This window comes from Neorhizobium tomejilense, from assembly GCF_964254135.1.
GTDB classification, from domain to species: domain Bacteria; phylum Pseudomonadota; class Alphaproteobacteria; order Rhizobiales; family Rhizobiaceae; genus Neorhizobium; species Neorhizobium tomejilense.
The window spans coordinates 4,448,058-4,469,689 of sequence record NZ_CAXUSO020000001.1 but is presented as its reverse complement, the minus strand read 5'-3'; the positions used below and the strand labels follow the sequence as shown (position 1 = coordinate 4,469,689).

At 63.7% G+C, this 21,632-nt stretch carries 20 protein-coding genes; 9 read left to right on the top strand and 11 right to left on the bottom strand.

Annotated features, from left to right (window positions below):
- Nucleotides 1-72 precede the first annotated feature (72 nt).
- From ACSQ3G_RS21965 to ACSQ3G_RS21950, 4 genes are all read left to right on the top strand, one after another.
- Complete coding sequence (locus tag ACSQ3G_RS21965; protein ID WP_436111531.1) at nt 73-1,326, top strand: MFS transporter; 1,254 nt, start codon at nt 73-75, stop codon at nt 1,324-1,326.
- A gap of 82 nt (nt 1,327-1,408) precedes the next feature.
- On the top strand, nt 1,409-3,235 hold the full coding sequence (lepA, locus tag ACSQ3G_RS21960) for a translation elongation factor 4 (RefSeq protein WP_046630233.1): 1,827 nt from the start codon (nt 1,409-1,411) through the stop codon (nt 3,233-3,235).
- Between the two features lie 55 nt (nt 3,236-3,290).
- The gene (locus ACSQ3G_RS21955; protein WP_105434579.1) at nt 3,291-3,521 is read left to right on the top strand and encodes a type II toxin-antitoxin system CcdA family antitoxin; all 231 of its coding nucleotides are present in this window, start codon (nt 3,291-3,293) and stop codon (nt 3,519-3,521) included.
- Between the two features lie 210 nt (nt 3,522-3,731).
- Nucleotides 3,732-4,679: a flagellin N-terminal helical domain-containing protein gene (locus ACSQ3G_RS21950; RefSeq protein ID WP_105434578.1), complete on the top strand. Its 948-nt coding sequence runs from the start codon at nt 3,732-3,734 to the stop codon at nt 4,677-4,679.
- 69 nt (nt 4,680-4,748) lie between these two features.
- On the opposite strand, the gene ACSQ3G_RS21945 is transcribed toward ACSQ3G_RS21950, so the two are convergent.
- Together ACSQ3G_RS21945 and ACSQ3G_RS21940 are read right to left on the bottom strand one after the other, a co-directional pair.
- On the bottom strand, nt 4,749-5,000 hold the full coding sequence (locus ACSQ3G_RS21945; RefSeq protein WP_046667282.1) for a hypothetical protein: 252 nt from the start codon (nt 4,998-5,000) through the stop codon (nt 4,749-4,751).
- Between the two features lie 151 nt (nt 5,001-5,151).
- Entirely contained in the window at nt 5,152-5,640 is a 489-nt protein-coding gene (locus tag ACSQ3G_RS21940; RefSeq protein ID WP_105434652.1) for a MarR family winged helix-turn-helix transcriptional regulator, read from the bottom strand.
- A 123-nt stretch (nt 5,641-5,763) separates the two neighbouring features.
- Here ACSQ3G_RS21940 and ACSQ3G_RS21935 point away from each other — a divergent pair, with 123 nt between their 5' ends.
- From ACSQ3G_RS21935 to ACSQ3G_RS21920, 4 genes are all read left to right on the top strand, one after another.
- Nucleotides 5,764-7,698, top strand: coding sequence for an FAD-binding monooxygenase (locus tag ACSQ3G_RS21935; protein ID WP_105434577.1), 1,935 nt, complete (start codon nt 5,764-5,766; stop codon nt 7,696-7,698).
- Between the two features lie 138 nt (nt 7,699-7,836).
- The gene (locus ACSQ3G_RS21930; protein ID WP_436111530.1) at nt 7,837-8,490 is read left to right on the top strand and encodes a TetR/AcrR family transcriptional regulator; all 654 of its coding nucleotides are present in this window, start codon (nt 7,837-7,839) and stop codon (nt 8,488-8,490) included.
- Nucleotides 8,491-8,509: 19 nt separating this feature from the next.
- Entirely contained in the window at nt 8,510-9,385 is an 876-nt protein-coding gene (locus ACSQ3G_RS21925) for an amidohydrolase family protein (protein WP_436111529.1), read from the top strand.
- 24 nt (nt 9,386-9,409) lie between these two features.
- Nucleotides 9,410-10,423 (top strand): Bug family tripartite tricarboxylate transporter substrate binding protein, encoded by a 1,014-nt coding sequence (locus ACSQ3G_RS21920; protein WP_436111528.1) that lies wholly within the window; start codon nt 9,410-9,412, stop codon nt 10,421-10,423.
- A 30-nt stretch (nt 10,424-10,453) separates the two neighbouring features.
- On the opposite strand, the gene ACSQ3G_RS21915 is transcribed toward ACSQ3G_RS21920, so the two are convergent.
- The 3 genes from ACSQ3G_RS21915 to ACSQ3G_RS21905 are packed head-to-tail and all read right to left on the bottom strand — an operon-like array spanning nt 10,454 to nt 14,116.
- Entirely contained in the window at nt 10,454-11,260 is an 807-nt protein-coding gene (locus tag ACSQ3G_RS21915) for a crotonase/enoyl-CoA hydratase family protein (RefSeq protein WP_436111527.1), read from the bottom strand.
- Nucleotides 11,260-12,117 carry a hydroxymethylglutaryl-CoA lyase gene (locus ACSQ3G_RS21910; protein WP_436111526.1) on the bottom strand — a complete coding sequence of 286 codons (858 nt, stop codon included), beginning with the start codon at nt 12,115-12,117 and terminating at the stop codon, nt 11,260-11,262. The genes ACSQ3G_RS21915 and ACSQ3G_RS21910 overlap by 1 nt, the downstream gene beginning before the upstream one ends.
- A complete protein-coding gene (locus ACSQ3G_RS21905) occupies nt 12,110-14,116 on the bottom strand; it encodes an acetyl/propionyl/methylcrotonyl-CoA carboxylase subunit alpha (protein ID WP_436111525.1) in 2,007 nt (668 codons plus the stop codon). Before ACSQ3G_RS21905 ends, ACSQ3G_RS21910 begins: the two co-directional genes overlap by 8 nt.
- Before the next feature lie 146 nt (nt 14,117-14,262).
- Here ACSQ3G_RS21905 and ACSQ3G_RS21900 point away from each other — a divergent pair, with 146 nt between their 5' ends.
- Nucleotides 14,263-15,324 (top strand): ISAs1 family transposase, encoded by a 1,062-nt coding sequence (locus tag ACSQ3G_RS21900; RefSeq protein WP_436111524.1) that lies wholly within the window; start codon nt 14,263-14,265, stop codon nt 15,322-15,324.
- Between the two features lie 149 nt (nt 15,325-15,473).
- Here ACSQ3G_RS21900 and ACSQ3G_RS21895 read toward each other — a convergent pair whose 3' ends face one another.
- The 6 genes from ACSQ3G_RS21895 to ACSQ3G_RS21870 form a co-directional block, all read right to left on the bottom strand.
- Nucleotides 15,474-17,081 (bottom strand): carboxyl transferase domain-containing protein, encoded by a 1,608-nt coding sequence (locus tag ACSQ3G_RS21895; RefSeq protein WP_436111523.1) that lies wholly within the window; start codon nt 17,079-17,081, stop codon nt 15,474-15,476.
- Entirely contained in the window at nt 17,081-18,244 is a 1,164-nt protein-coding gene (locus ACSQ3G_RS21890; protein ID WP_436111522.1) for an isovaleryl-CoA dehydrogenase, read from the bottom strand. Before ACSQ3G_RS21890 ends, ACSQ3G_RS21895 begins: the two co-directional genes overlap by 1 nt.
- 142 nt (nt 18,245-18,386) lie before the next feature.
- Nucleotides 18,387-18,749 carry a hypothetical protein gene (locus tag ACSQ3G_RS21885; protein WP_105417129.1) on the bottom strand — a complete coding sequence of 121 codons (363 nt, stop codon included), beginning with the start codon at nt 18,747-18,749 and terminating at the stop codon, nt 18,387-18,389.
- A gap of 92 nt (nt 18,750-18,841) precedes the next feature.
- Complete coding sequence (locus tag ACSQ3G_RS21880; protein ID WP_436111521.1) at nt 18,842-19,702, bottom strand: C40 family peptidase; 861 nt, start codon at nt 19,700-19,702, stop codon at nt 18,842-18,844.
- A 36-nt stretch (nt 19,703-19,738) separates the two neighbouring features.
- Nucleotides 19,739-20,080 (bottom strand): MarR family transcriptional regulator, encoded by a 342-nt coding sequence (locus tag ACSQ3G_RS21875; RefSeq protein ID WP_037079769.1) that lies wholly within the window; start codon nt 20,078-20,080, stop codon nt 19,739-19,741.
- A gap of 86 nt (nt 20,081-20,166) precedes the next feature.
- The gene (locus ACSQ3G_RS21870) at nt 20,167-21,561 is read right to left on the bottom strand and encodes a leucyl aminopeptidase family protein (protein ID WP_436111520.1); all 1,395 of its coding nucleotides are present in this window, start codon (nt 21,559-21,561) and stop codon (nt 20,167-20,169) included.
- Between the last annotated feature and the right edge of the window lie 71 nt (nt 21,562-21,632).

Here is a 21,632-nt window from a genome sequence, read left to right as displayed (position 1 = left end):
CCATCGGCTATGGAGCAGTATCGGGCTTCAAGTCGGCGGAAACCGCCAAGGCCCGAGCTTGTGGGGGACGAAATGAACGGCCAGACATCCGAGACGGCGTCGCCCCTGTCGATCGCCAGCATCGTCGTTTCGATGACGATCGCCGCTGTCGGCAGCGGCATCATGTCCGCCTATGTTCCTTTCGTACTGACGGAGAGCGGCTCCACCTGGGCCGCCAGTGCCGCTGTCCCGACGCTCGCCTTCGGTGGCCTGATCGGCTGCATCGTCGGCGGGCCGCTGATCCGCCGGGTGGGCCATGCGCGGCTGTTCTCCTGCTCGATGGCGATGGTGATCATCGCCGCCGTGCTGATCGCCACCAACCCGCCGCCGATCTGGTGGGTTTTGGCACGCGGCGTTTACGGGGCAGCGTCCAATGTCAATTTCATCATCGCCCAGAGCTGGCTCAACCACGCCGCCTCCAACGAATGGCGCGGCCGGGCGATGTCGTTCTTCTACATGGCCTTCGTGCTGGGGCTCGGCGCCGGCGCATGGTTGTTCGGCCGTATTCCGACGGACGGCAATCTGGCGCCGCTCGCCGTGGTGTTCGTCACCGCGCTCGCCATCCTGCCGATCGGGCTGACCCGCCTGCCCAACCCGCCGGCGCCGGCCAATGTCAACGTCGACATCAAGATGGCCTGGCGCATCTCGCCGGTCGGGCTGATCGGCGTGCTCGCGTCCGGCGGCCTTTCCATGGTGATCCAGGGCTTCGTGCCGATCTACGCCACCACCAGCCACGTGGCGCAGACAGACGTCGCGCTTTTGATGCTGGTGATGCAGACCGGCCTGCTGTTCGTGCAATATCCGCTCGGCATGCTGTCGGACCGCATCGACCGCCGTTTCGTGCTGTTGATCACCTGCGCGCTGATCGTCGCGGCAGGCACCGCGGCGTTGTTCGTCTCCTTCTCGATGATGATCGTCCTGATGCTCGTCTTCCTCGTCTTCGGCGGCGCGGTCGAGACGGTCTATTCGGTCGCCAACGCGCATGCCAACGACCGGGCCGATCCCGGCGATTTCGTGCCGCTCTCCTCGACGCTGCTCGTCGCCTGGTCGACCGCGGCGACCATCGTGCCGCTCGGGGTGACCCTGCTCACCCCGGCTTTCGGCCAGCACACCTTCATCTACGCGGTGATCCTGGTGGCGATCGCCTACGGGACGTACGTGATCTGGCGCCTCAAGGAACGCGTGGGCGTGCCCGCCGACGAACGGGAGAATGTCGGGCTCAGGAGCGCTCAGCTTCCGAACGCCTCCGTCATGACCGGTCCGGAGACCGAAAAGCCCGGCAAATAGCCCACGCTGCCGGGCTTTATCCTCAACGAAAGGTTATCTTTCCGCTTTGCGACAGGGATTCGCGCTGCTATATGCGCGAGCCATGAGCACCAATTCCGCCCGCACCCCGCTTGACCATATCCGCAACTTCTCGATCGTGGCGCATATCGACCACGGCAAGTCGACGCTCGCCGACCGGCTGATCCAGACGACCGGTGGCCTTGCCGAGCGCGACATGTCGGAACAGGTGCTGGACTCGATGGATATCGAGCGCGAACGCGGCATCACCATCAAGGCCCAGACCGTGCGCCTGCACTACAAGGCGAATAACGGCGAGACCTATATCCTCAACCTCATCGACACGCCCGGCCACGTCGACTTCGCCTATGAAGTCTCGCGTTCGCTCTCGGCCTGCGAAGGTTCGCTTCTCGTCGTCGACGCATCCCAGGGCGTCGAGGCACAGACGCTCGCCAACGTCTACCAGGCGATCGACAACAACCACGAGATCGTCACCGTCCTCAACAAGATCGACCTGCCGGCGGCCGAACCGGACCGCATCCGCGAACAGATCGAGGAAGTGATCGGCATCGATGCGTCGCAGGCCGTGCTGATCTCGGCCAAGACCGGCCTCGGCATTCCGGATGTGCTGGAAGCGATCGTCCACCAGCTGCCGCCGCCGAAGAGCGAGCTCGGCGAAAAAGGCCCGCTGAAGGCGCTGCTGGTCGACAGCTGGTACGATACCTATCTCGGCGTCATGGTTCTGGTGCGCATCCTCGACGGCGTGCTGACCAAGGGCCAGACCATCCGCATGATGGGCACCGACGCCAAGTATCAGGTAGAGCGCGTCGGCGTCCTGACCCCGAAGATGCTCGCCGTCGACAGCCTCGGCCCGGGCGAGATCGGTTTCTTCACCGGCTCGATCAAGGAAGTGGCCGATACGCGCGTCGGCGATACGATCACCGAGGACAAGAAGCCGACGGCGCATGCGCTGCCGGGCTTCAAGCCGGCCCAGCCGGTGGTGTTCTGCGGCCTATTCCCGGTCGATGCGGCCGATTTCGAGGACCTGCGCGCCGCGATGGGCAAGCTGCGCCTCAACGACGCCTCGTTCTCCTTCGAAATGGAAAGCTCGGCAGCGCTCGGCTTCGGTTTCCGCTGCGGCTTCCTCGGCCTGCTGCATCTGGAAATCATCCAGGAACGCCTGGAGCGCGAGTTCGATCTCGACCTGATCGCCACCGCACCTTCGGTCGTCTACAAGCTGACGATGACCGACGGTTCCGAGCGCGAACTGCACAATCCCGCCGACATGCCGGACGTGGTCAAGATCTCGGAAATCCAGGAACCGTGGATCAAGGCGACGATCCTCACCCCCGACGATTATCTCGGCGGCATCCTGAAACTCTGCCAGGACCGCCGCGGCATCCAGACCGAACTCACCTATGTCGGCAAGCGCGCCATGCTCACCTACGAGCTGCCGCTCAACGAAGTGGTGTTCGATTTCTACGACCGCCTGAAGTCGATCTCCAAGGGTTATGCCTCGTTCGACTACCATCTGCACGGTTATCGCGAGGGCAACCTCGTGAAGATGTCGATCATGGTCAACGGCGAGCCGGTCGATGCGCTCTCGATGCTGGTTCACCGCTCCGCTGCCGAAAAGCGCGGCCGCGACATGTGCGAGAAGCTCAAGGACCTGATCCCGCGGCACATGTTCAAGATCCCGATCCAGGCGGCGATCGGCGGCAACGTGATCGCCCGCGAAACGATCTCGGCGATGCGCAAGGACGTGACCGCAAAATGCTACGGCGGCGACGCCACCCGCAAGCGCAAGCTGCTCGACAAGCAGAAGGAAGGCAAGAAGCGCATGCGGCAGTTCGGCAAGGTCGACATCCCGCAGGAAGCGTTCATCGCCGCCTTGAAGATGAAGGACGACTGATCTTTCCAATGACAGTTTATGCGCATATATTTTGCGCATAAACTTGGAGGTTGGAATGTCCCAGCCCGCCCGCAAATCGACTAGGCTTTTGTTAGACGGCAACCTTGTTGCCGAGGCTCGAGCGCTGAAGATCGACCTCTCGCAGGCCGCCGAGGAAGGCATCGCCAAGGCCCTCAGAGCCGAGCGGGAGCGCCTTTGGCGGCTGGAAAGTGCCGAGGCAATTCGGTTTCACAATGAGTATGTCGAGAAGCACGGCCTGCCGCTGGCAAAGTATCGCCAGTTCTGACGATGCGGTCTGATCCTATCGCGGCCGCATCTCAAAAAACCCGCCAATCATTAAAACCTTAATAAATCCTGCAAATGCTTTGAAATCTCGCTCGTGCAAGGTGATTGCAGGTGATGGGTTCGTGCGCCAACGCGGCGACGGCTCAAGGGCATGACGCCGATCTTCACTGCCTGAGCCCGTAACGTGTCCTTCCCACCTGCGAGACGCTTCATGAGCAGCATTTCTTACAATCAGTCGGCGGCCTCTGCGCTGTTATTGCTGACCGGCTCCGCCAAGGCGCTGGAGCGTAACACGATCCAGGTGGCAACCGGGCGCAACGTCAATACGGCATCCGACAACGCCGCCTATTGGTCGATCGCCACGTCGATGCGTTCGACGGGCATGTCCCTCTCGGCAGTCGAGGACGCATCGGGCCTTGCCGCCGCGTTGACCGATACCGCATCGCTCGGCATGGAGGCCGCAACCGGCCTCGTTTCCGAGATCAAGGCGAAACTCATCCTGGCACGCTCGCCGGGCGTGGATCGCGACGCCATCAATGCGGAGATCAGCCAGCTCAAGGAGCAACTGGGCACGGTCGCCGAATCGTCGTCCTTCAACGGCGAGAACTGGCTGCGCTCCGCCGGGACGCCGGGCGTCAAGTCGCTGCTCGCGTCCGCATCGACCAACCGGGACGGCACTACGGGCCTCAACACGATCGATTTCGATACCGCCTCGACGACGCTGGCAAGCAGCGGCGACGCTGCCGACGGCCTTCTGACCAAGGCCTATTCGGGCACCACCGACAACGGCACCGCCTACGAATATTACCTGCTCGATACGGGATCGCAGGGCTCGGCAACCGCCAGCGAAATCAAGATCTCCAATTCGACCACCGAAGACGAGTTGGATGGCATGATCTCGGCCACCGACAGCATGCTTTCGAGCCTCACCTCCGCCGGCGCCAAGCTCGGCTCCACCTCGAGCCGCATCAGCGCCAATACGGAATTCCTCTCCAAGCTGCAGAATGCGATCGACCGCGGCGTCGGGCGCCTCGTCGATGCCAACATGGAAGAGAGCGCCGTAAAGCTCGCCGCCACGAAGGTGCAGCAGCAGCTCCAGACGATCGGCCTCAGCATCGTCAACGAACAGTCGAAACGTATTCTCGACCTCTTCCGCTGATACCTCCCCGATATCCGGCCCTTGGGTATGCTCGGGGGCCGGATGTTTCGTTCGCTCGCGGGATAAGACCTAGTGGCGGCTCGCATGCAGTGGACGCGGCATGTCGGAATGGGTGATCCAGACGCGGCCGTCGAACGCCACTTCACCATGATCGAGCTTGCTGCTGGCGATGCTTTCGATAAGGCCTAGCTTGGAGCAGACGTCGCCGATCCTGCCGTCGTTGACGACGCAGACGGCCTGGCATGTGCTGCCGTCGCGCATCACCAGAACGGTGTGGTGGCTGTTTCGCACGATCTTGTTGGGCAATGTCACGAGCGTCATGCTCCTCTCCCTGCTGTATCCAAGTTACGGCTGGCGTGCCGACAGAGGAGGCTCGACCAATATGGTCAACAAAAGGTTAACCGAGCGGGATTGAGTATGCGCTTGTCCGGCAGCCGAGGACCGCCTTGCTCGAAGCGGCGTCCGTAGCGGGTCATGTGGCCGGCTTGGCCTTGGCGGTGTCCGAAACCTCGCGCAACGGTGCGCGGCTCAGCTCGTTGCCGGCGGCAATCGCCTTGCGCAGAAGCCGCAGCAGTTCGTCGCCCTCCTCTGCCGTCAACCCGCGCAGCATGAGCTCCTGCGCCGCCTCGACCACCGGCGCAACGCCGCTCAGGGTCTTGCGACCCTCGTCGGTGATCTGCAATTCGCGGGCGCGCCTGTCCCTGGTGCTGGTATTGCGCACCAGCAGGCCTTTCTGCACCAACCGGTCGATGACCCCGGTAATCGTCGTGCGGTCGTAGGCGATCAGCCCGGCGAGCGTCACCTGATCAATCCCGGGATTGGTGCTGATCGCCGCGAGCGCCGCGTACTGGACAGGTGTCAGGTCGTACCCGGCTTGCTCCACCTCGGCATGGAAGACCGCCACCGCGATCTGCTGAAACCGGCGGGCGAGATGGCCCGGCATGTCATCATTGTCTTTCACCAGATTCTCCAAAATCGCCGCAAGCTTGACACGTATACTGATGATCAGCATACTGATCAATATTGAACCCGCCGAATCCGTTTCCGCGGGCGCCCAACGAAACATGCGGAGGAAACCGGTTCCATGCAATTCCATCTGAATGGGTTCGAGCCCGGCGACCCGGAAATCTTTCACCCGGAGGACCGACAGAGCACGCCAGCCGACAAGGGACCGCTTCCCGCCGAAGTCGATGTCCTGATCGTCGGCTGCGGTCCGGCGGGCCTCACGCTCGCGGCGCAACTGTCTGCCTTTCCCGACATCAGGACCTGCATCGTCGACCAGAGATCCGGTCCCTTGCTGCGCGGCCAGGCGGACGGTATCGCCTGCCGCACGATGGAGATGTTCCACGCCTTCGGTTTTGCCGAGCGGGTGCTGAAGGAATCCTACTGGGTCAACGAGACCTCGTTCTGGAAACCCAACGACGCAAAGCGGGAGAACATCATCCGCAGCGGCAGGATCGACGATACCGAGGATGGGCTTTCCGAATTCCCGCATGTGATCCTCAACCAGGCGCGGGTGCAGGATTTCTTCCTCGACGTCATGCGCAAATCGCCGACGAGGCTCGAACCGCATTATTCGCGGCGCCTGATCAACGTCGAGACAAACCCGGTCGCTTCGGATTATCCGGTGACCGCGAGGCTTGAGCGTCTCGATCCCTCCCATGAAGGTGAGATCGAGACCGTCAAGGCGCGCTACGTCGTCGGCTGCGACGGGGCGCGCAGCACGGTGCGCAAATCGATCGGGCGGGCGCTGCAGGGCGATTCCGCCAATCACGCCTGGGGCGTCATGGACGTGCTGGCCGTTACCGATTTTCCCGACATTCGCCTGAAGGCGCTGATCCAGTCCGCCGGCGAAGGCAGCATCGTGTTGATCCCGCGCGAAGGCGGCTACATGGTCCGCATCTATGTCGAGCTGGACAAGCTCAACGAAAACGAGCGGGTCGCGAGCCGGAACATCACCGTCGACAAGCTGATCGCGGCCGTGCAGCGGATCCTGCATCCCTACACGTTCGAGGTGAAGGAGGTCGCCTGGTGGTCGGTCTACGAGATCGGGCAACGGCTGACCGACAGGTTCGACGACGTGCCGGAGGACGCGATTAACGACCGGTTGCCTCACGTCTTCATCGCCGGCGATGCCTGCCATACGCATAGCCCGAAAGCCGGCCAGGGCATGAACGTCTCGATGCAGGACGGGTTCAACCTGGGCTGGAAACTGGCCGCCGTACTGCAGGGGCGGAGCGGGCCGGAGCTGCTGCACAGCTATTCCGCCGAACGCCAGACCATTGCCAAGGAACTGATCGATTTCGACCGCGAATGGTCGGCCATGCTGAGCGCACCGTTGAAATCCCCGGAGGATCCCGATGGCGAGGGCGTCGAGCCGGCGGAAGTCCAGAAATACTTCGTTCGATCGGGGCGTTATACGGCAGGCACGGCGACCCGATACATGCCGTCGGTGCTGACCGGCCAATCGACCCATCAGCATCTCGCCAGCGGGTTGACGATCGGCACGCGGTTCCATTCGGCGCCGGTGATCCGGCTGGTCGATGCCAAGCCGATGCAGCTTGGTCACGTCGCGAAGGCGGACGGTCGCTGGCGCATCTATGCCTTCGCCGGAGCGGGGGATAGTGCGGCACCCTCCTCGCGCCTGCGGGCGCTTTGCGATTTCCTGGCGGATTCGCCTTCCTCGCCGGTGAAGACACATACACCTTCCAGTACCGATATCGACTCTGTGATCGATTTCCGCGCCATCTTCCAGCAGGCCCACCGCACGCTTGCGGTCGAAACCATGCCGACTTTCCTGCTGCCCCGGAAGGGCCGTTACGGGCTTTGTGACTACGAAAAGATGTTCTGCCCGGACCTCAAGAGCGGCCATGACATTTTCGACATGCGCGGCATCGATCGGGAGCAGGGCTGCATGCTGGTGGTGCGTCCGGACCAGTATGTCGCGCATATCCTGCCGCTCGATGCCCATGCGGAACTCGCCGCTTTTTTCGCCGGCTTCATGCTTCCACAACGCTAGCTCGTTTCCTCGGAAAGATCGGTTCCCGGAGCTGGCGCCCAACGCAAAATTGTCTCGGCCGTCTCGGCGCGCGATTTCGGTTGACGCCCAATTTGTACAACTGTACAAATTGGGCGTACAGTTGATAATGGATGCTCGATGCGACCGAACCTGAGGGAAGCCTTGCTCAGAAACGCCGTCACCCTGTTTTCCCGCAGCGGCTACAATGCCGTCTCGCTGCGGGACATCGCCAAGGCGTCCGGAGCCAATGTCGGCAGCCTGACCTATCATTTCGGCTCGAAGGCAAAATTGCTGCGTGAGGTCTACGAGCGCCACACGGTGCCGATGAACGCCCGCCGCCGCGAGCTGCTGGGCGAGGCCCTGCGGATCAGCGATGCAGATCAGCGGCTGATGGCGATCCTGCGCGCCTATGTCGTGCCGGCCTTCGTTTCCTCCTCGGAGGGCGATGGCGGCGGTGCCGAATTCACCCGCATGCGGGCGGTCCTGTCGGCAGAGGGAAACCCCGACGCGCAGGCGATCATTGCGGACGCGTTCGACGAGACCAGCCGCGCCTTCATCAAGGCTCTCGCCGACTGCGTGCCGGGTGCGCCATTGGAGGGGCTCGTCTGGCGCAGCCAGTTCCTGCTCGGCTCCCTCTATTACGCCCTCATCAATCCCGACCGCGTCACCCGTCTTTCGAGCGGAACGGTCGACGGAAACGACCGGGAAGCCGCCGTCGATCAACTCGTCGAAGCAAGTTATGCGAGCTTTCGAAGCCTCAGCGTCGGAACCAGGCAATCCGCAGCAATCTGAAATACGCATGGGAGGAGAAATGAACGAACATCGCCAGGAGAGCGGTCACGGGACGGCAACCGCGCGGCGGAAACCGAACTTCATACTGCCTGTAAATAGCTGCGACGCGCATTGTCATGTGTTCGGCCCCGGCGCCGTTTTTCCCTATGCCCCCAGCCGCAGCTATACGCCGGATGACGCACCGAAAGAGGCACTGGCGAAACTCCATGGCAGGCTTGGCGTCGACCGCGCCGTCATCGTCCAGGCGAGCTGCCACGGAACCGACAACCGCGCCATGCTCGACGCGATCGCCTGGCGTCCGGATCGTTACCGCGGCGTCGCCATCGTCGACGACAGTTTTGACGACCGCGCCTACCAGACGCTCGACGACGGCGGCGTGCGCGGCGTGCGGTTCAATTTCGTCCGCCACCTCGGCGGTGCGCCGGATATGGACGTCTTCAACCGGGCGATCGACCGTATCAAGGGCCGTGGCTGGCATGTGGTGCTGCATCTCGATGCCGCCGACATCGTGCCGCTTTTCGACATGATCGCTCGACTGCCGGTGCCCTTCGTCATCGACCACATGGGCCGCGTCGACACCAGCCTCGGCACCGGCCAGCCGGCGTTTCAGACGCTGCTGGAACTGGTGCGGCGGGAAAACTGCTGGATCAAGGTCTGCGGGTCGGAGCGAATCTCCCGCTTTCCGTTCGATACGGCCGTGCCTTTCGCGAAGGCACTGCTGGCGGCAAGCCCCGACCGGTGCCTCTGGGGCACCGACTTCCCGCATCCGAACCTCAAGGAGCCGGTCGACGAGGCCGACCTCGTGGATCTCGTGCCGAAGTTCGCGCTGACGGAAGAGGATCGGCAGCGGCTGCTCGTCGACAATCCCGCACGTTTATACGGTTTCGCCGCCTGAGCGGCCTTAGAGGAGGAGGAGAGAATGGATTACAAAATTACGGGGAGATCGGCGGGCCGGTTCCGACAGCCGGTGCGATGGACAAAATCTCTGGCTGTCGCCCTGACCCTGATGCTGCCGACTGGCGCCATGGCGCAGGACGCGTATCCGTCGAGGGACATCACGCTGGTTCTGCCCTTCGGCCCCGGCGGGATTGCCGACATTACGGCACGCCTGGTTGCCGAGTCGCTCGGCAAGAAGCTCGGCAAACAGATCGTCATCATGAACCAGCCGGGTGCGGGCGGCTCCGTTGCGGCACGGGCGGCGCTGAACGCGCCAGCAGACGGCTATACGCTCGCCCTGCTTTCGAACGGCACCGCGATCAGCGTTCCGCTCTTCAAGAACCTGCAATTCGATCCCGTCACCGATTTCGTGCCGGTGTCGAGCCTTGCCTATTTCGATTTCGTGTTCGTTACCAAATCGGACGGCAAGTTCAAAACCCTCAAGGATGTGCTGGAAGCCGCGAAGGCCAAGCCGGGCGCGCTCAATGTCGGGACGATCAACGTCGGCAGCAGCCAGAATCTTGCCGCTGAACTCTTCAAGTCGACATCCGGCATCGATTTCACGATCGTTCCCTACAAGGCCACGCCGGATCTTCAGGTCGCCTTGCTCGGCGGCGAACTCGACGTGATCGTCGACAGCCAGACTGCGCTGAAGGCTGCCCTGCAGCAGAACCAGGCGACCGCTATCGCCTCATCCGGCCCGTCGCGCTCCAGCCTCTCGCCGAACGTCCCGACCGCCGCGGAAGAAGGCGTCAGGGGCTTCGACGTGACCTCCTGGAACGCCATCTTCGCGCCGAAGGGCACGCCGCCGGAAGCAGTGAAGAAGCTGAACGCCACGCTGGTCGAAGTCCTGGCCGACCCTGCCCTCAAGAAACGGTTCGCGGATCTGGGCGTCGAAGCCCGATCCAGCACGCCTGAGGAAATCGGCAACCGCCTGAAGGCCGACATCCAGAAATGGTCGGACGTGATCCAGAAGGCGGGTATTCCGAAACAATAACGCTCGACTGGTCCCGGAGCCGATCCGGGACTAATCCCCGCCTGCCTTGGGAGCCGCCCAAGGCATCGGCCGGCGATTGAGGAAGGCCTCGATGCCGGCGCGGCCTTCGGCGCTTTCCCAACGGTCGGCAAGCAAGCCGGTGCTGTAGCCGACCGGATCTTCGATCGCCTGGCGGGCGAGACTTTGCACAAGGCTCTTGGCGCTGGCGACGGCACCGGGAGCGCAATCGAGGAAAGCCGAGACCTCCTCTTCCACCGCAGCATCGAGTTCGTCGGCTATGCGAACGACGGACACGAGACCAATCTCGCGGGCCGTGACCGCATCGAAGCGGCGGGAGTTGAGGAACAATCGGCGGGCATGACCTTCACCGATCCGGCGCACGACGTAGGGTCCGATGGTGGCGGGGATCAGGCCGAGCCGTGTTTCAGTGAGCGCAAACCCGGCGCTGTCAGCAGCGACCACGATGTCGCAGACGGCCATCAGGCCGATACCGCCACCGAAGGCATTGCCCTGCACCCGGGCGATCAGCGGTTTCGGCAGGTCGTCGAGCGCCTTCAGCATGAGAGCAAGTTCTGTCGCCCCCTCGATCTTGCCGGCACGATCCCTCGCCGCCTGGTCGCGCATCCATTGCAGATCGCCCCCGGCGCAGAATGTGGAGCCGGCGGATGCGAGAACCACGACGCGCACCGCATCGTCGGATGCGAGCTTGCCGGCCGCGTCGGCCAGGTCGGCGATCATCCGTGCGTTCATGGCATTGTGCTTCTCGGGCCGGGCGAGCGTCAGTGTCACCACCCCGCGGAGATCCCGTTCCAGCGTCAGCGTGTCGTAAGCGCCCATCAGCGTGCTCCCCTCAGGCTGCGGGCAAAAGCCTCTGCCTCGGTCAGCCGGTCGCGGTCGATGCGGGTTTCGAACCCTAGCGCATGCAGATGATCGACAGTCTTGCCGGTCGCAACATTGCCCTCCGCTCCCGGCGCATAGGGGCAGCCGCCAAGCCCGCCCGCCGCGGCGTCGAAAACGCGCAGACCTTTTTCGAGCGAGACGGTGATGTTGTCGAGCGCCCGGCCGTTTGTGTCGTGAAAATGCCCGGCGAGATGTGCCGCCGGAAGGTGCTTCAAGACCACATCGAGCATGGCTGCAACCCGATCCGGGGTGCCTGTCCCGATCGTGTCAGCCAGCGCCACCTCACCGCACCCGAGCGCATGAAGCTCCGTTGCCACCCGCGCCACCTGCGCCGGCGGCGTCGGACCATCAAAGGGACAGTCAACGGCGCAGGAGACATAGGCGCGGACCGGGATGCCGTCGCGGCGGGCGCTGTCGATCAGCGGCGCGAACCGCTGAAAACTCTCCGCGATGCTGCAATTGATGTTGCGGTGGCTGAAGCCTTCCGACGCCGAAGCGAAGACTGCGACTTCATCCGCCTTGGCCGAGACGGCCGCCGCATATCCCCGCACGTTCGGTGTCAGCACTGTGTATAGCGTCCCCGGCCGGCGAGTAATGCCGGCCATGACCTCGGCGGCGTCGGCCATCTGCGGCACCCAGTCGGCGCGCACGAAGCTCGTCACCTCGATTTTTTCAAAACCGCAGGCCGAAAGCAGGTCGACCAGCCGGATCTTGTCGGCGGTGGAAATGAGCCCCTTCTCGTTCTGAAGCCCGTCGCGCGGCCCCATCTCGTGGATACGGACGAAGTCAGCCATCCTGCGGCTCCCCGGCTTCCGGCTCCGGCTCAAGGATCAGCAGCACCGCGCCTTCGATCACCTGTTCGTCCTGCGACACCAGGACATCGGCAATCGTCCCGTCGCGCGGGGCGGCAAGCGTCAATTCCATCTTCATGGCTTCCATCACGACAAGGGCCTCGCCCTTTGTGACCGAGGCTCCCGGCGTGGCACGAAGGAGTTTGACGAGACCCGGCATGGGCGCGACGATGCGATCACTGCCGGCGGCAATCTCATCCTCGCCGGCAAGGGGATCGATAAGGCCGAAGTGCCAGTTCTCGCCATCGCCGAAGATCGTCACCTCGCGTTCGCCGGAGACCAGATGGACGCGATGTTTCCGGCCGGCGGCCTCCAGAAGACAAGCCTCGGCGCCCAGGCGAGAGAGGCGGAAATCGACCAGCTTGCCGTCGACCGTGGCCGCAAAGACGCCCTCTCCGATCGATCCGAACGACACCGGCACGTGCTGGCCGCGGCAGTCCAGCTCGACGAAATCGGAGGCTTCGGCCCATAACCGGAATCCGGATAAGCGGTCCCAGGGATCGCTTCCGTTCTTCGGTTCGAGGGCACCGGAAAGTTTCAAAGCGGCCAAGGCCATGGCCTCGCGAGACGGGGACTGACCGATCGTCAATTCCGCCAGATGCCTATCGATCAGGCCCGTATCGGGCAAGCCCTCGACGAAATCCGGCTGGATCGTTAGCCGGCGAAGAAACGCAGCATTGGTGGTGACACCGGTGGCGCGAACTTCGGCAAGGGCGGCGGACAGCAGCGAGAGCGCTGTCTGGCGATCCGGGCCTCGGGTGATGATTTTCGCGATCATCGGATCGTAGAAAGGCGAAATGCGGTCGCCGGCGCGCACGCCGCTGTCCACGCGCGCCAGTTCTTCCGGCAGGTCCAGATGCGCAAGCCGGCCCGTGGCGGGCAGGAAACCCCGCTCGGCATCCTCCGCATAAAGCCGCGCCTCGAAGGCCCAGCCGCTGATGAAAAGCTCGTCCTGCAGCCGAGGCAGAGGCTCGCCGGATGCGACGCGAAGCTGCCATTCGACGAGATCGACGCCGGTGATCGCCTCGGTGACCGGATGCTCCACCTGCAGCCGGGTGTTCATTTCCATGAACCAGAAACGGTCGGCTTTCAGCCCATCGGAGGCATCGGCGATGAACTCGATCGTGCCGGCACCGGAATAAGAGATCGCCATCGCCGCCTTCACCGCCGCCTCGCCCATGGCAAGGCGCATCTCCTCCGGCATGCCGGGAGCAGGAGCTTCCTCGATAACCTTCTGGTGGCGGCGCTGCAGCGAGCAGTCGCGCTCGAAGAGGTGCACGACATTGCCGTGGTCGTCGCCAAACACCTGGATCTCGATATGGCGTGGATGGGCGATGTATTTCTCGATCAGGCAGGCGGGATCGCCGAAGGCGGCCAAAGCCTCCCGCTGCGCCGAGGCGAGCGCTTCCCTGAAGTCGGCCGCGTTTTCGACCCGCCGCATGCCCTTGCCGCCACCGCCGGCGCGGGCCTTGATCAATACCGGGAAGCCGATGCGCTCCGCTTCCCTGGAGAGGAAGTCGGGATCCTGTTCGGCGCCGTGATAGCCCGGGACGACGGGCACGCCCGCCTTTTCCATCAGCGCCTTGGCGGCGTCCTTAAGGCCCATAGCGCGAATGGCATCGGACGATGGACCAATGAACCGAATGCCGGCGGATGTCACCGCATCGGCGAAGTCGGGGTTCTCTGAGAGGAAGCCGTAACCGGGATGGATGGCGTCGGCACCCGTCCGCAGTGCCGCGTCGATGATCGTCTCGCCACGCAGGTAGCTTTCGGCGGCGGGGGACGGGCCGATATGGATAGCCTCGCCAGCAAGCGACACATGCAGCGCGTCCCGGTCGGCGTCAGAATAGACGGCGACGGTTGCGACACCCAGCCGGTGGCAGGTGCGGATGATGCGGCAGGCGATCTCGCCGCGATTGGCTATGAGGACTTTTCTCAGCATGGGGCAGCCCCGAGATACCAGGACGAGTAAACCCCTCCCCAACCCCTCCCCACAAGGGGCAGGGGAATCGCATATGGCGATTTTAGAGTTGCGGAGAGTGTCAAAAGGGATTCTTTGAGGTGGCGGTTCTTTGACGGAGATCTGCCATGTCGTGCCTTGACGGTTATTTCGGCGAGGTCCCCGATCCGCGTGCGGCCAATGCCAGCCATCGGCTTGGGGACCTGATCGTGATGATGATTGCGGCGAGCCTTTGCGGCGCCAGTTCTGCCACGGAGTTTTCGCTGTTTGCCCATGAGCGCCGGCAGGCACTGTCGCGGCTGATCGACTATGATGCCGCGCCCAGCCACGACACCTTCTCGCGGCTGTTGCGGCTCTTGGACCCGGATGCCTTCGGTCGCGCCTTCGCCGCCTTTGCCGCAGCCTTCGCGCAAGCCCGCCAGGAGGTGGTGGCGCTCGACGGCAAGGCATTGCGGCGAGCCTATGAAACCGGCCTTGCCGCTGCCCCGCCGCTGACGGTATCGGCCTTTGCCTCGGGGGCTCGGCTCTGCCTTGCGGCCGCCACGCCAACGGCTGACGAGAACGAGATCGAAGCCGCCCTCAAAGTGGTCGAACTCCTTGATCTGACGGACCGATTTGTCACCGCCGATGCGCTCCACTGCCACAAGCGCATGGCCACGGCGATCACCGAAGGTGGCGCAAACTACCTTCTGGCGCTGAAGAAGAACAGGCCGGCCTGGCACAAGCGCGCCATCGAGCGCCTGGCCACTGAGCGGCCCGACCATGCCGAATGCGACGAGACCGCCCATGGCCGCCGCGAATGGCGCCGGGCCGAAGTCGTGGCCGCCGACGAAGCCCTGATGGACGGCCACAAGGCCTTCGTGCGTATCACCAGCCGGCGTGGCGAGGCCCAGCCGAAGACGCGCCTGTTCATGGCCTCCACCATCCTGTCGGCCCAACAGGCGCTTGAGCTCACAAGGGCTCACTGGCAGATCGAAAACGGCCTGCACTGGATACTGGATGTAAATCTGGGCGAAGACGACAGCCGGGCGCGAAAAGACAATGCTCCCGCCAATATCGCTCTCGTCAATCGCATCGCCAGAAACATCCTCCAGCACGCCGATGTCGACAAAGTCCCCATCAGCCATCGCATCAAAAAATGCGCCTGGAACGATGACTATCTCATCGCCGCAATAGCCCATATGCGATAGCCCTGCCACAAGGGGGAGGGGCTTACCCCGCCGCACCGGTGGTGGATTTGAAGCGAGGCCGTGCCGCGAGTCTTCTCCCCCCTTGTGGGGGAGATGGCCGGCAGGCCAGAGGGGGTCTTTGGATGTGCTCTGCTGCATCAAGCCAACCCTCACATCCGGAACACGCCGAAGCGTGTATCCTCGATTGGAGCATTGAGGGCGGCGGAGAGGCTCAGGCCCAGGACCTGGCGGGTCTTGGCCGGATGGATGATGCCGTCGTCCCAAAGCCTCGCGGAGGCATAGAGCGGATGGCTCTGTTCGTCGAACTGGTCGAGCACCGGCTGTTTGAAGGCCGCTTCCTCGTCCGCGCCCCAGGTCTTGCCACCGCGCTCGATCGCCTCGCGCCGGACGGTGGCCAGCACGCCGGCTGCTTGCGGGCCGCCCATCACCGAAATCCGGCTGTTCGGCCAGGTCCAGAGGAAACGCGGCGAATAGGCGCGGCCGGCCATGCCGTAATTGCCGGCGCCGAATGAACCGCCAAGCAGGATCGTGACCTTCGGCACGGACGTTGTCGCAACCGCCGTCACCAGCTTGGCGCCGTGCTTGGCGATGCCCTCCGCCTCATATCTGCGGCCGACCATGAAGCCGGTGATGTTCTGCAGGAAGACCAGCGGGATTTTTCGCTGCGAGCAGAGTTCGATGAAATGGGCGCCCTTCTGGGCGCTTTCGGAAAACAGCACGCCATTGTTGGCGATGATGCCGACGGGGACCCCGAAGACATGGGCAAAACCGCAGACCAGCGTCATGCCGAAGCGAGCCTTGAACTCGTCGAAACGCGAGCCATCCACCACCCGCGCGATCACTTCGCGGATATCGTAGGGGGTGCTGAGCGACGACGGAACGATCGCGGCGATTTCTTCCGGATCGTAAAGCGGCTCCTCGGGCGTCGCCAGCACCACGATATCCGGCTTGCGGGTGTTCAGCCCTGCGACGGCGCGGCGGACCAGCGCGAGCGCATGGGCGTCGTCGCGGGCGAGATGATCGGCGACGCCGGACAGCCTTGTGTGGACATCGCCGCCGCCGAGATCTTCGGCCGAGACTTCCTCGCCCGTGGCAGCCTTTACCAGCGGCGGGCCGGCGAGGAAGATCGTGCCCTGGTCCTTGACGATGATCGCCTCGTCGGACATCGCCGGCACATAAGCGCCGCCGGCGGTGCAGGAACCCATGACGGCGGCGATCTGGGCGATGCCCTTCGCCGACATTCGGGCTTGGTTGAAGAAGATGCGGCCGAAGTGATCACGGTCGGGGAACACCTCGTCCTGGTTCGGCAGGTTGGCGCCGCCGGAATCAACCAGATAGACGCAAGGGAGACGGTTCTCCTCGGCGATCTCCTGGGCACGAAGGTGTTTCTTGACGGTTATCGGATAGTAGGTGCCGCCCTTCACGGTGGCGTCGTTGGCGACGATCATCACCTCGCGGCCCTCGACCCGGCCGATGCCGGTGACGATGCCGGCCGACGGGCTCGCCCCGCCGTAAAGCCCGTGCGCGGCGGTGGCTCCGATTTCGAGAAAGGGCGAACCGTGATCCAGCAGGCGCGCAATGCGGTCGCGGGGAAGCAGTTTGCCGCGCTTCACATGCCGCGCCCGCGCTTCCTCGCCACCGCCGGCTTCGGCGAGCCTTACCGCCGCCTCGACCTCGGCAAGCTTTGCCTGCATCGCGGCGCGGTTCGCTTCGGCGGCTTCGCTCCTCAGGTTGACCGCAGACCGGATGACAGCCATCAGGCGGTTTCCTTGAAGAGTTCGCGGCCGATCAGCATACGGCGGATTTCGGACGTGCCAGCGCCGATCTCCATCAGCTTGGCGTCGCGCAGCAGCCGGCCGGTCGGATTGTCGTTGATATAACCGTTGCCGCCGAGGATCTGGATTGCCTGCAGGGCCTGCTGGGTCGCCTGTTCGGAGGCGTAGAGGCAACAGGCGGCGGCATCCTGGCGCGTCACGCCGCCGCGATCGCAGGCGGCGGCCACCGCATAGACATAGGCGCGGGCGGAATTCATCGCCGTGTACATGTCGGCGACCTTGGCCTGGATCAGCTGGAACTCGCCGATCGGCTGGCCGAACTGCTTTCGCTCGTGGACATAGGGCATGACCACATCGAGGCAGGCATGCATGATGCCGATGCCGATGGCCGAAAGCACGACGCGCTCGTAGTCGAGCCCCGACATCAGCACGCGCACGCCGCCACCCTCGGCGCCCATGGCGTTTTCGGCCGGCACTTCGCAATCCTCGAACACCAGTTCGGAGGTGTTGGAGCCGCGCATGCCGAGCTTGTCGAGCTTCTGGGCCGTCGTGAACCCCTTGAAATCCCTCTCGACAAGGAAGGCGGTGATGCCTTTGGAGGCGGCGGTCGGATCGGTCTTGGCATAAACCACCAGAACATCGGCATCCGGGCCGTTGGTGATCCACATCTTGGTTCCGTTCAAGACATAGCGATCGCCCTGCTTTTCGGCGCGGAGCTTCATCGAGACGACATCGGAACCGGCGCCGGGCTCCGACATGGCAAGCGCGCCGACATGCTCTCCCGAGCAGAGCTTCGGCAGGTAACGCGCCTTCTGGTCGGCATTGCCGTTGCGGTTGATCTGGTTGACGCAGAGGTTGGAATGGGCACCGTAGCTGAGCGATGTGGAGGCCGAGGCACGAGCCAGTTCCTCGACGGCCACGACGTGGGCCAGATAACCGAGGCCCGTGCCGCCGAAATCCGGATCGGCGGTGATGCCGAGCAGGCCGAGCGCCCCCAGTTCAGGCCAGAGATCGCGGGCAAATTCGTTGCTGCGGTCGATTTCGTCGGCGCGAGGCTTGAGTTTTTCCTGCGCGAAACGGTGGACCGTCTCACGAACAGCGTCGACCTCCTCGCCGAGCGCAAAATTCATGCTTGCGTGGAACACCCTGCATCCTCCCGGTGTACCAAGTTCAGTATGTCAGAAAGTAGTGGGGCAGCGGCGGCAGGTCGTCAATGGGCCAAGAGCGCCCATGCCTTACATCGCAAGATACGGTCTTTCGCCGTGCCGCCTTTGAACAAAGATTGCCTTATTCGGGAAGATGGTGCGGATGGAGACCGGGGACCCACTGGGTATTGGGCATGCGCGTGCCAGTATAGGTTACGCCGCTCGGCGTCTTGCAGCGATAGATCCGGGTCGGCATCACGTCGCCATAGAGAATGTCGAAACCGCCACGGCTGCGATAGACGTTCTCGATATCGCTGGTGCATTCATAGGCCTGTTTCTTCGCGTGTTCCTCCTCCGGAACGACGCCGGGCAGGTTACGGAAGTAGGTCTGCACATCCTTCGGGAAGGCCCGGGGCTCGGCCGCGAATACCTCAGCCGGAACCACCGCGGCGACAAGCAGCGCCACGAGCATCACGGCCGGCAGTATCCATGCACCTTTGAACATCAATCGACTCCTCATCCACGTAAACGGCGGATGATTCACAGATATGGACGGCAGAAGGTCCAATCCATGGGCCGGGGACCACGTTTGCGTGATCATCGGCGGTTATCCAGGCGGCGATAGCCGCTGGGCTGCTGGTAAAGCCAGCCGATCCGCTGAACGGCCGCCTCGAAATTCTCGCGGGCGACGCTCATCGTGTGGCCGTTGGCGTGGAGAAGCGTCTCGGCATTCTCCATGATGCCGACATGACCTTTCCATAAAACGAGGTCGCCGCGGCGAAGTTCCCCTTGGCCGATCTCTTTGCCGATCGACGCCTGCATATCGGAGTCGCGCGGGGCAAATTGGCCGGTCATCATCAGGGCCAGCTGCACGAGCGACGAGCAATCAAGACCGAAACCGGAACGGCCACCCCAGAGATAGGGCGTCTCGATGAATTTTTCCGCGACCGCGACGTAGTCCTCACCCAAGGTCTCGGCGATCGGGAGGCAATGGCGGGCGATCACCGCCTCGCCGCTCGCCAGGACGAAATAACCGGTGCCGCGGGTTTCCGCCTCGCCGACGACGGTGACGCGGCTGCCCATGGACACAGCGCCGACCGGCGGCTTGCGGAGCTCCGGTTCCGGATACAGGAAGGTGCGCGGCACAGCGATGCGGTGGGTGGGTTCTTCCAGGCTTCCGAGCATCGCCTCCGGCAGGTAGCCGACATAACCGTCCTGATCGGCCTGCACCCAGGCGAAACCATCGGCACGGTCGAAGACGCGGACAGTTTCGCCCCACAAAAGTTCGGTATCGATGCCTCGGGCAAGGTCCGGTGCCGGGCGAAGCTGGGCCACCGGCACGGTGATGCGTGCCGGTTCGCCGCGGACGAACTGGCCTGCCTCGACGCTGCCTTTCAGCGTCTCGTCCGCGAGGTCGGGCCGGAAAGCATGCAGGCGTCTGTCGAGCAGCTTGGTCATCTCAAAATCCCCTTCGGGCGCTTCACGGCAAACCCATCACTGGCGGCCTTCCCGGATGATCAAGTCGCCCAGCTTTTCCAGATAGAGCGCACCCGCCACCGTGCGCTTGATCACCACGTTGCGACGGTCCCGCTCGTCGCGCTGTCGGTCCACCAGGCCCATCTCGCCCATCGTGTCGAGCGCGCGGGTGATGACCGGCTTGGTGACGCCGAGCGTCGCCGCCAGCCCGCGCACCGTGTGCGGCGGCGGCACGAGGTAAATATGCAGCAGAATGGACATCTGGCGCAATGTCAGATCGCGGCCGTCGTGGCGCACCTGCTCCAGCGATACCCGGTGCCAGAGGCCCAGCGCTTCCGTGGCGGTCAGTTCAACCGGCATCACCACCTCGGTTCAAAAATCCGGCCTCGCTTCACAATCCGACGGATTTTAGGCCGAAGTTCTTACCGGTTTGTTTCGGAGCCGGTTTATTTCGCGGCCATGTCGCGGATCGTGCGATAGAGCGCGCGGATCGCAAACGCCTCGCCGCCGACCGGTGCCTGCGGCTTTTCGGCCGCCATCCAGCCGTAGATATCGAAATGCACCCAGCTCCTGGTGGCGGTGACGAAGCGCTTGAGGAAAAGTGCCGCGGTGATCGCGCCGGCCATGCCGCCCGAGGGCGAATTGGTGATATCGGCGGCGCGGGAGCGGATGTCCTTGTCGTAGCCCATCCAGAGCGGCAGCCGCCACATCGGATCGGATTCGGTGCGTCCCGCGTCCATCAGCTTGCCGGCAAGCGCTTCGTCGTCGGTGAAATAGGGCGCAAGCTCGGTGCCCAGCGCGACGCGGGCGGCCCCCGTCAGCGTCGACATGTCGACCATCAGGTCCGGCGGGTTTTCGTCCGCATAGGCGAGCGCGTCGGCGAGGACCAGCCGGCCTTCGGCGTCGGTATTGTCGATCTGCACGGTGATGCCCTTGCGGCTCCTGTAGATATCGCCGGGGCGGAAGGCATTGCCGGAAATGGAGTTCTCGACCGCCGGCACCAGAACCTGCAGGTCCACTTCAAGACCCGCATCCATGATCATCAGGGCAAGTCCCATGACGTTCGCGGCACCGCCCATGTCCTTCTTCATCAGCGCCATGTTGGCGGCGCCCTTGATGTCGAGGCCGCCGGTATCGAAGCAGACACCCTTGCCGACCAGGGTGACGCGCGGATGGCCCTTCTCTCCCCAGCGCATTTCGAGCAGGCGCGGGGGCGAGATACTGGCGCGGCCGACCGTGTGAACGAGCGGGAAATTCCGGGCGAGCAGGTCCTCGCCGACAATCGAGGTGACGGTTGCGCCGTAATGTTCGCCAAGCGCCCGGAAGGCAGCTTCCAGCTCAATCGGCCCCATCTCGTTGGTCGGAATATTGATGAGGTCACGGGCCAGGAAAACGCCGGCCAGCTGGCGCTCGACATCGGCGGCATCGGCCGTGCCCGAGATCGCAAGCCGCACATCCTTCGGCTTGTCTGATTTGTAGCGGCTGAAACCGTAGGTGCCGAGGCCGTAACCGAGGGCAAGATGTGCATCGCCAAGCGCCGAGGTCTCGACATGCCAGTCACCCGCCGGCAAGAGCTTCGAGAGTTTTCCGGTAATGAACGGCGCCTCGGCGGGATCGCTGCCAAGGCCGAACAGGGCGCTGCCCACCTCACCGGCGGCCGTTGGCAACAGAAGCACCGCGCCAGCTTCCGCCTTGAAGCCTGCCGCCTTCGCCCAGGCGAGCGCCGCCGCATCGAGCTTCCCAGCCTCCAGGTCAGAAGGCGTCACGGCGTGGACAGGCCTGGTCGCCGCCCCTTTCGCGCTGAAGGGAGAGGGGCGTTCGATATACTGATAAGGAGTCATGGGGAGCCTTCGGAAGCTGCTGGAATCGCTCGTCTTAACGATCTGTTAGGGTTAACAGTTTATTGCTGGAG

Coding starts and splice junctions, on each gene's coding strand:
- ACSQ3G_RS21965 (WP_436111531.1), top strand. CDS start 73: ATGAACGGCCAGACATCCGAGACGGCGTCGCCCCTGTCGATCGCCAGC.
- lepA (WP_046630233.1), top strand. CDS start 1,409: ATGAGCACCAATTCCGCCCGCACCCCGCTTGACCATATCCGCAACTTC.
- ACSQ3G_RS21955 (WP_105434579.1), top strand. CDS start 3,291: ATGTCCCAGCCCGCCCGCAAATCGACTAGGCTTTTGTTAGACGGCAAC.
- ACSQ3G_RS21950 (WP_105434578.1), top strand. CDS start 3,732: ATGAGCAGCATTTCTTACAATCAGTCGGCGGCCTCTGCGCTGTTATTG.
- ACSQ3G_RS21945 (WP_046667282.1), bottom strand. CDS start 5,000: ATGACGCTCGTGACATTGCCCAACAAGATCGTGCGAAACAGCCACCAC.
- ACSQ3G_RS21935 (WP_105434577.1), top strand. CDS start 5,764: ATGCAATTCCATCTGAATGGGTTCGAGCCCGGCGACCCGGAAATCTTT.
- ACSQ3G_RS21930 (WP_436111530.1), top strand. CDS start 7,837: ATGCGACCGAACCTGAGGGAAGCCTTGCTCAGAAACGCCGTCACCCTG.
- ACSQ3G_RS21925 (WP_436111529.1), top strand. CDS start 8,510: ATGAACGAACATCGCCAGGAGAGCGGTCACGGGACGGCAACCGCGCGG.
- ACSQ3G_RS21920 (WP_436111528.1), top strand. CDS start 9,410: ATGGATTACAAAATTACGGGGAGATCGGCGGGCCGGTTCCGACAGCCG.
- ACSQ3G_RS21915 (WP_436111527.1), bottom strand. CDS start 11,260: ATGGGCGCTTACGACACGCTGACGCTGGAACGGGATCTCCGCGGGGTG.
- ACSQ3G_RS21910 (WP_436111526.1), bottom strand. CDS start 12,117: ATGGCTGACTTCGTCCGTATCCACGAGATGGGGCCGCGCGACGGGCTT.
- ACSQ3G_RS21905 (WP_436111525.1), bottom strand. CDS start 14,116: ATGCTGAGAAAAGTCCTCATAGCCAATCGCGGCGAGATCGCCTGCCGC.
- ACSQ3G_RS21900 (WP_436111524.1), top strand. CDS start 14,263: ATGTCGTGCCTTGACGGTTATTTCGGCGAGGTCCCCGATCCGCGTGCG.
- ACSQ3G_RS21895 (WP_436111523.1), bottom strand. CDS start 17,081: ATGGCTGTCATCCGGTCTGCGGTCAACCTGAGGAGCGAAGCCGCCGAA.
- ACSQ3G_RS21885 (WP_105417129.1), bottom strand. CDS start 18,749: ATGTTCAAAGGTGCATGGATACTGCCGGCCGTGATGCTCGTGGCGCTG.
- ACSQ3G_RS21880 (WP_436111521.1), bottom strand. CDS start 19,702: ATGACCAAGCTGCTCGACAGACGCCTGCATGCTTTCCGGCCCGACCTC.
- ACSQ3G_RS21875 (WP_037079769.1), bottom strand. CDS start 20,080: ATGCCGGTTGAACTGACCGCCACGGAAGCGCTGGGCCTCTGGCACCGG.
- ACSQ3G_RS21870 (WP_436111520.1), bottom strand. CDS start 21,561: ATGACTCCTTATCAGTATATCGAACGCCCCTCTCCCTTCAGCGCGAAA.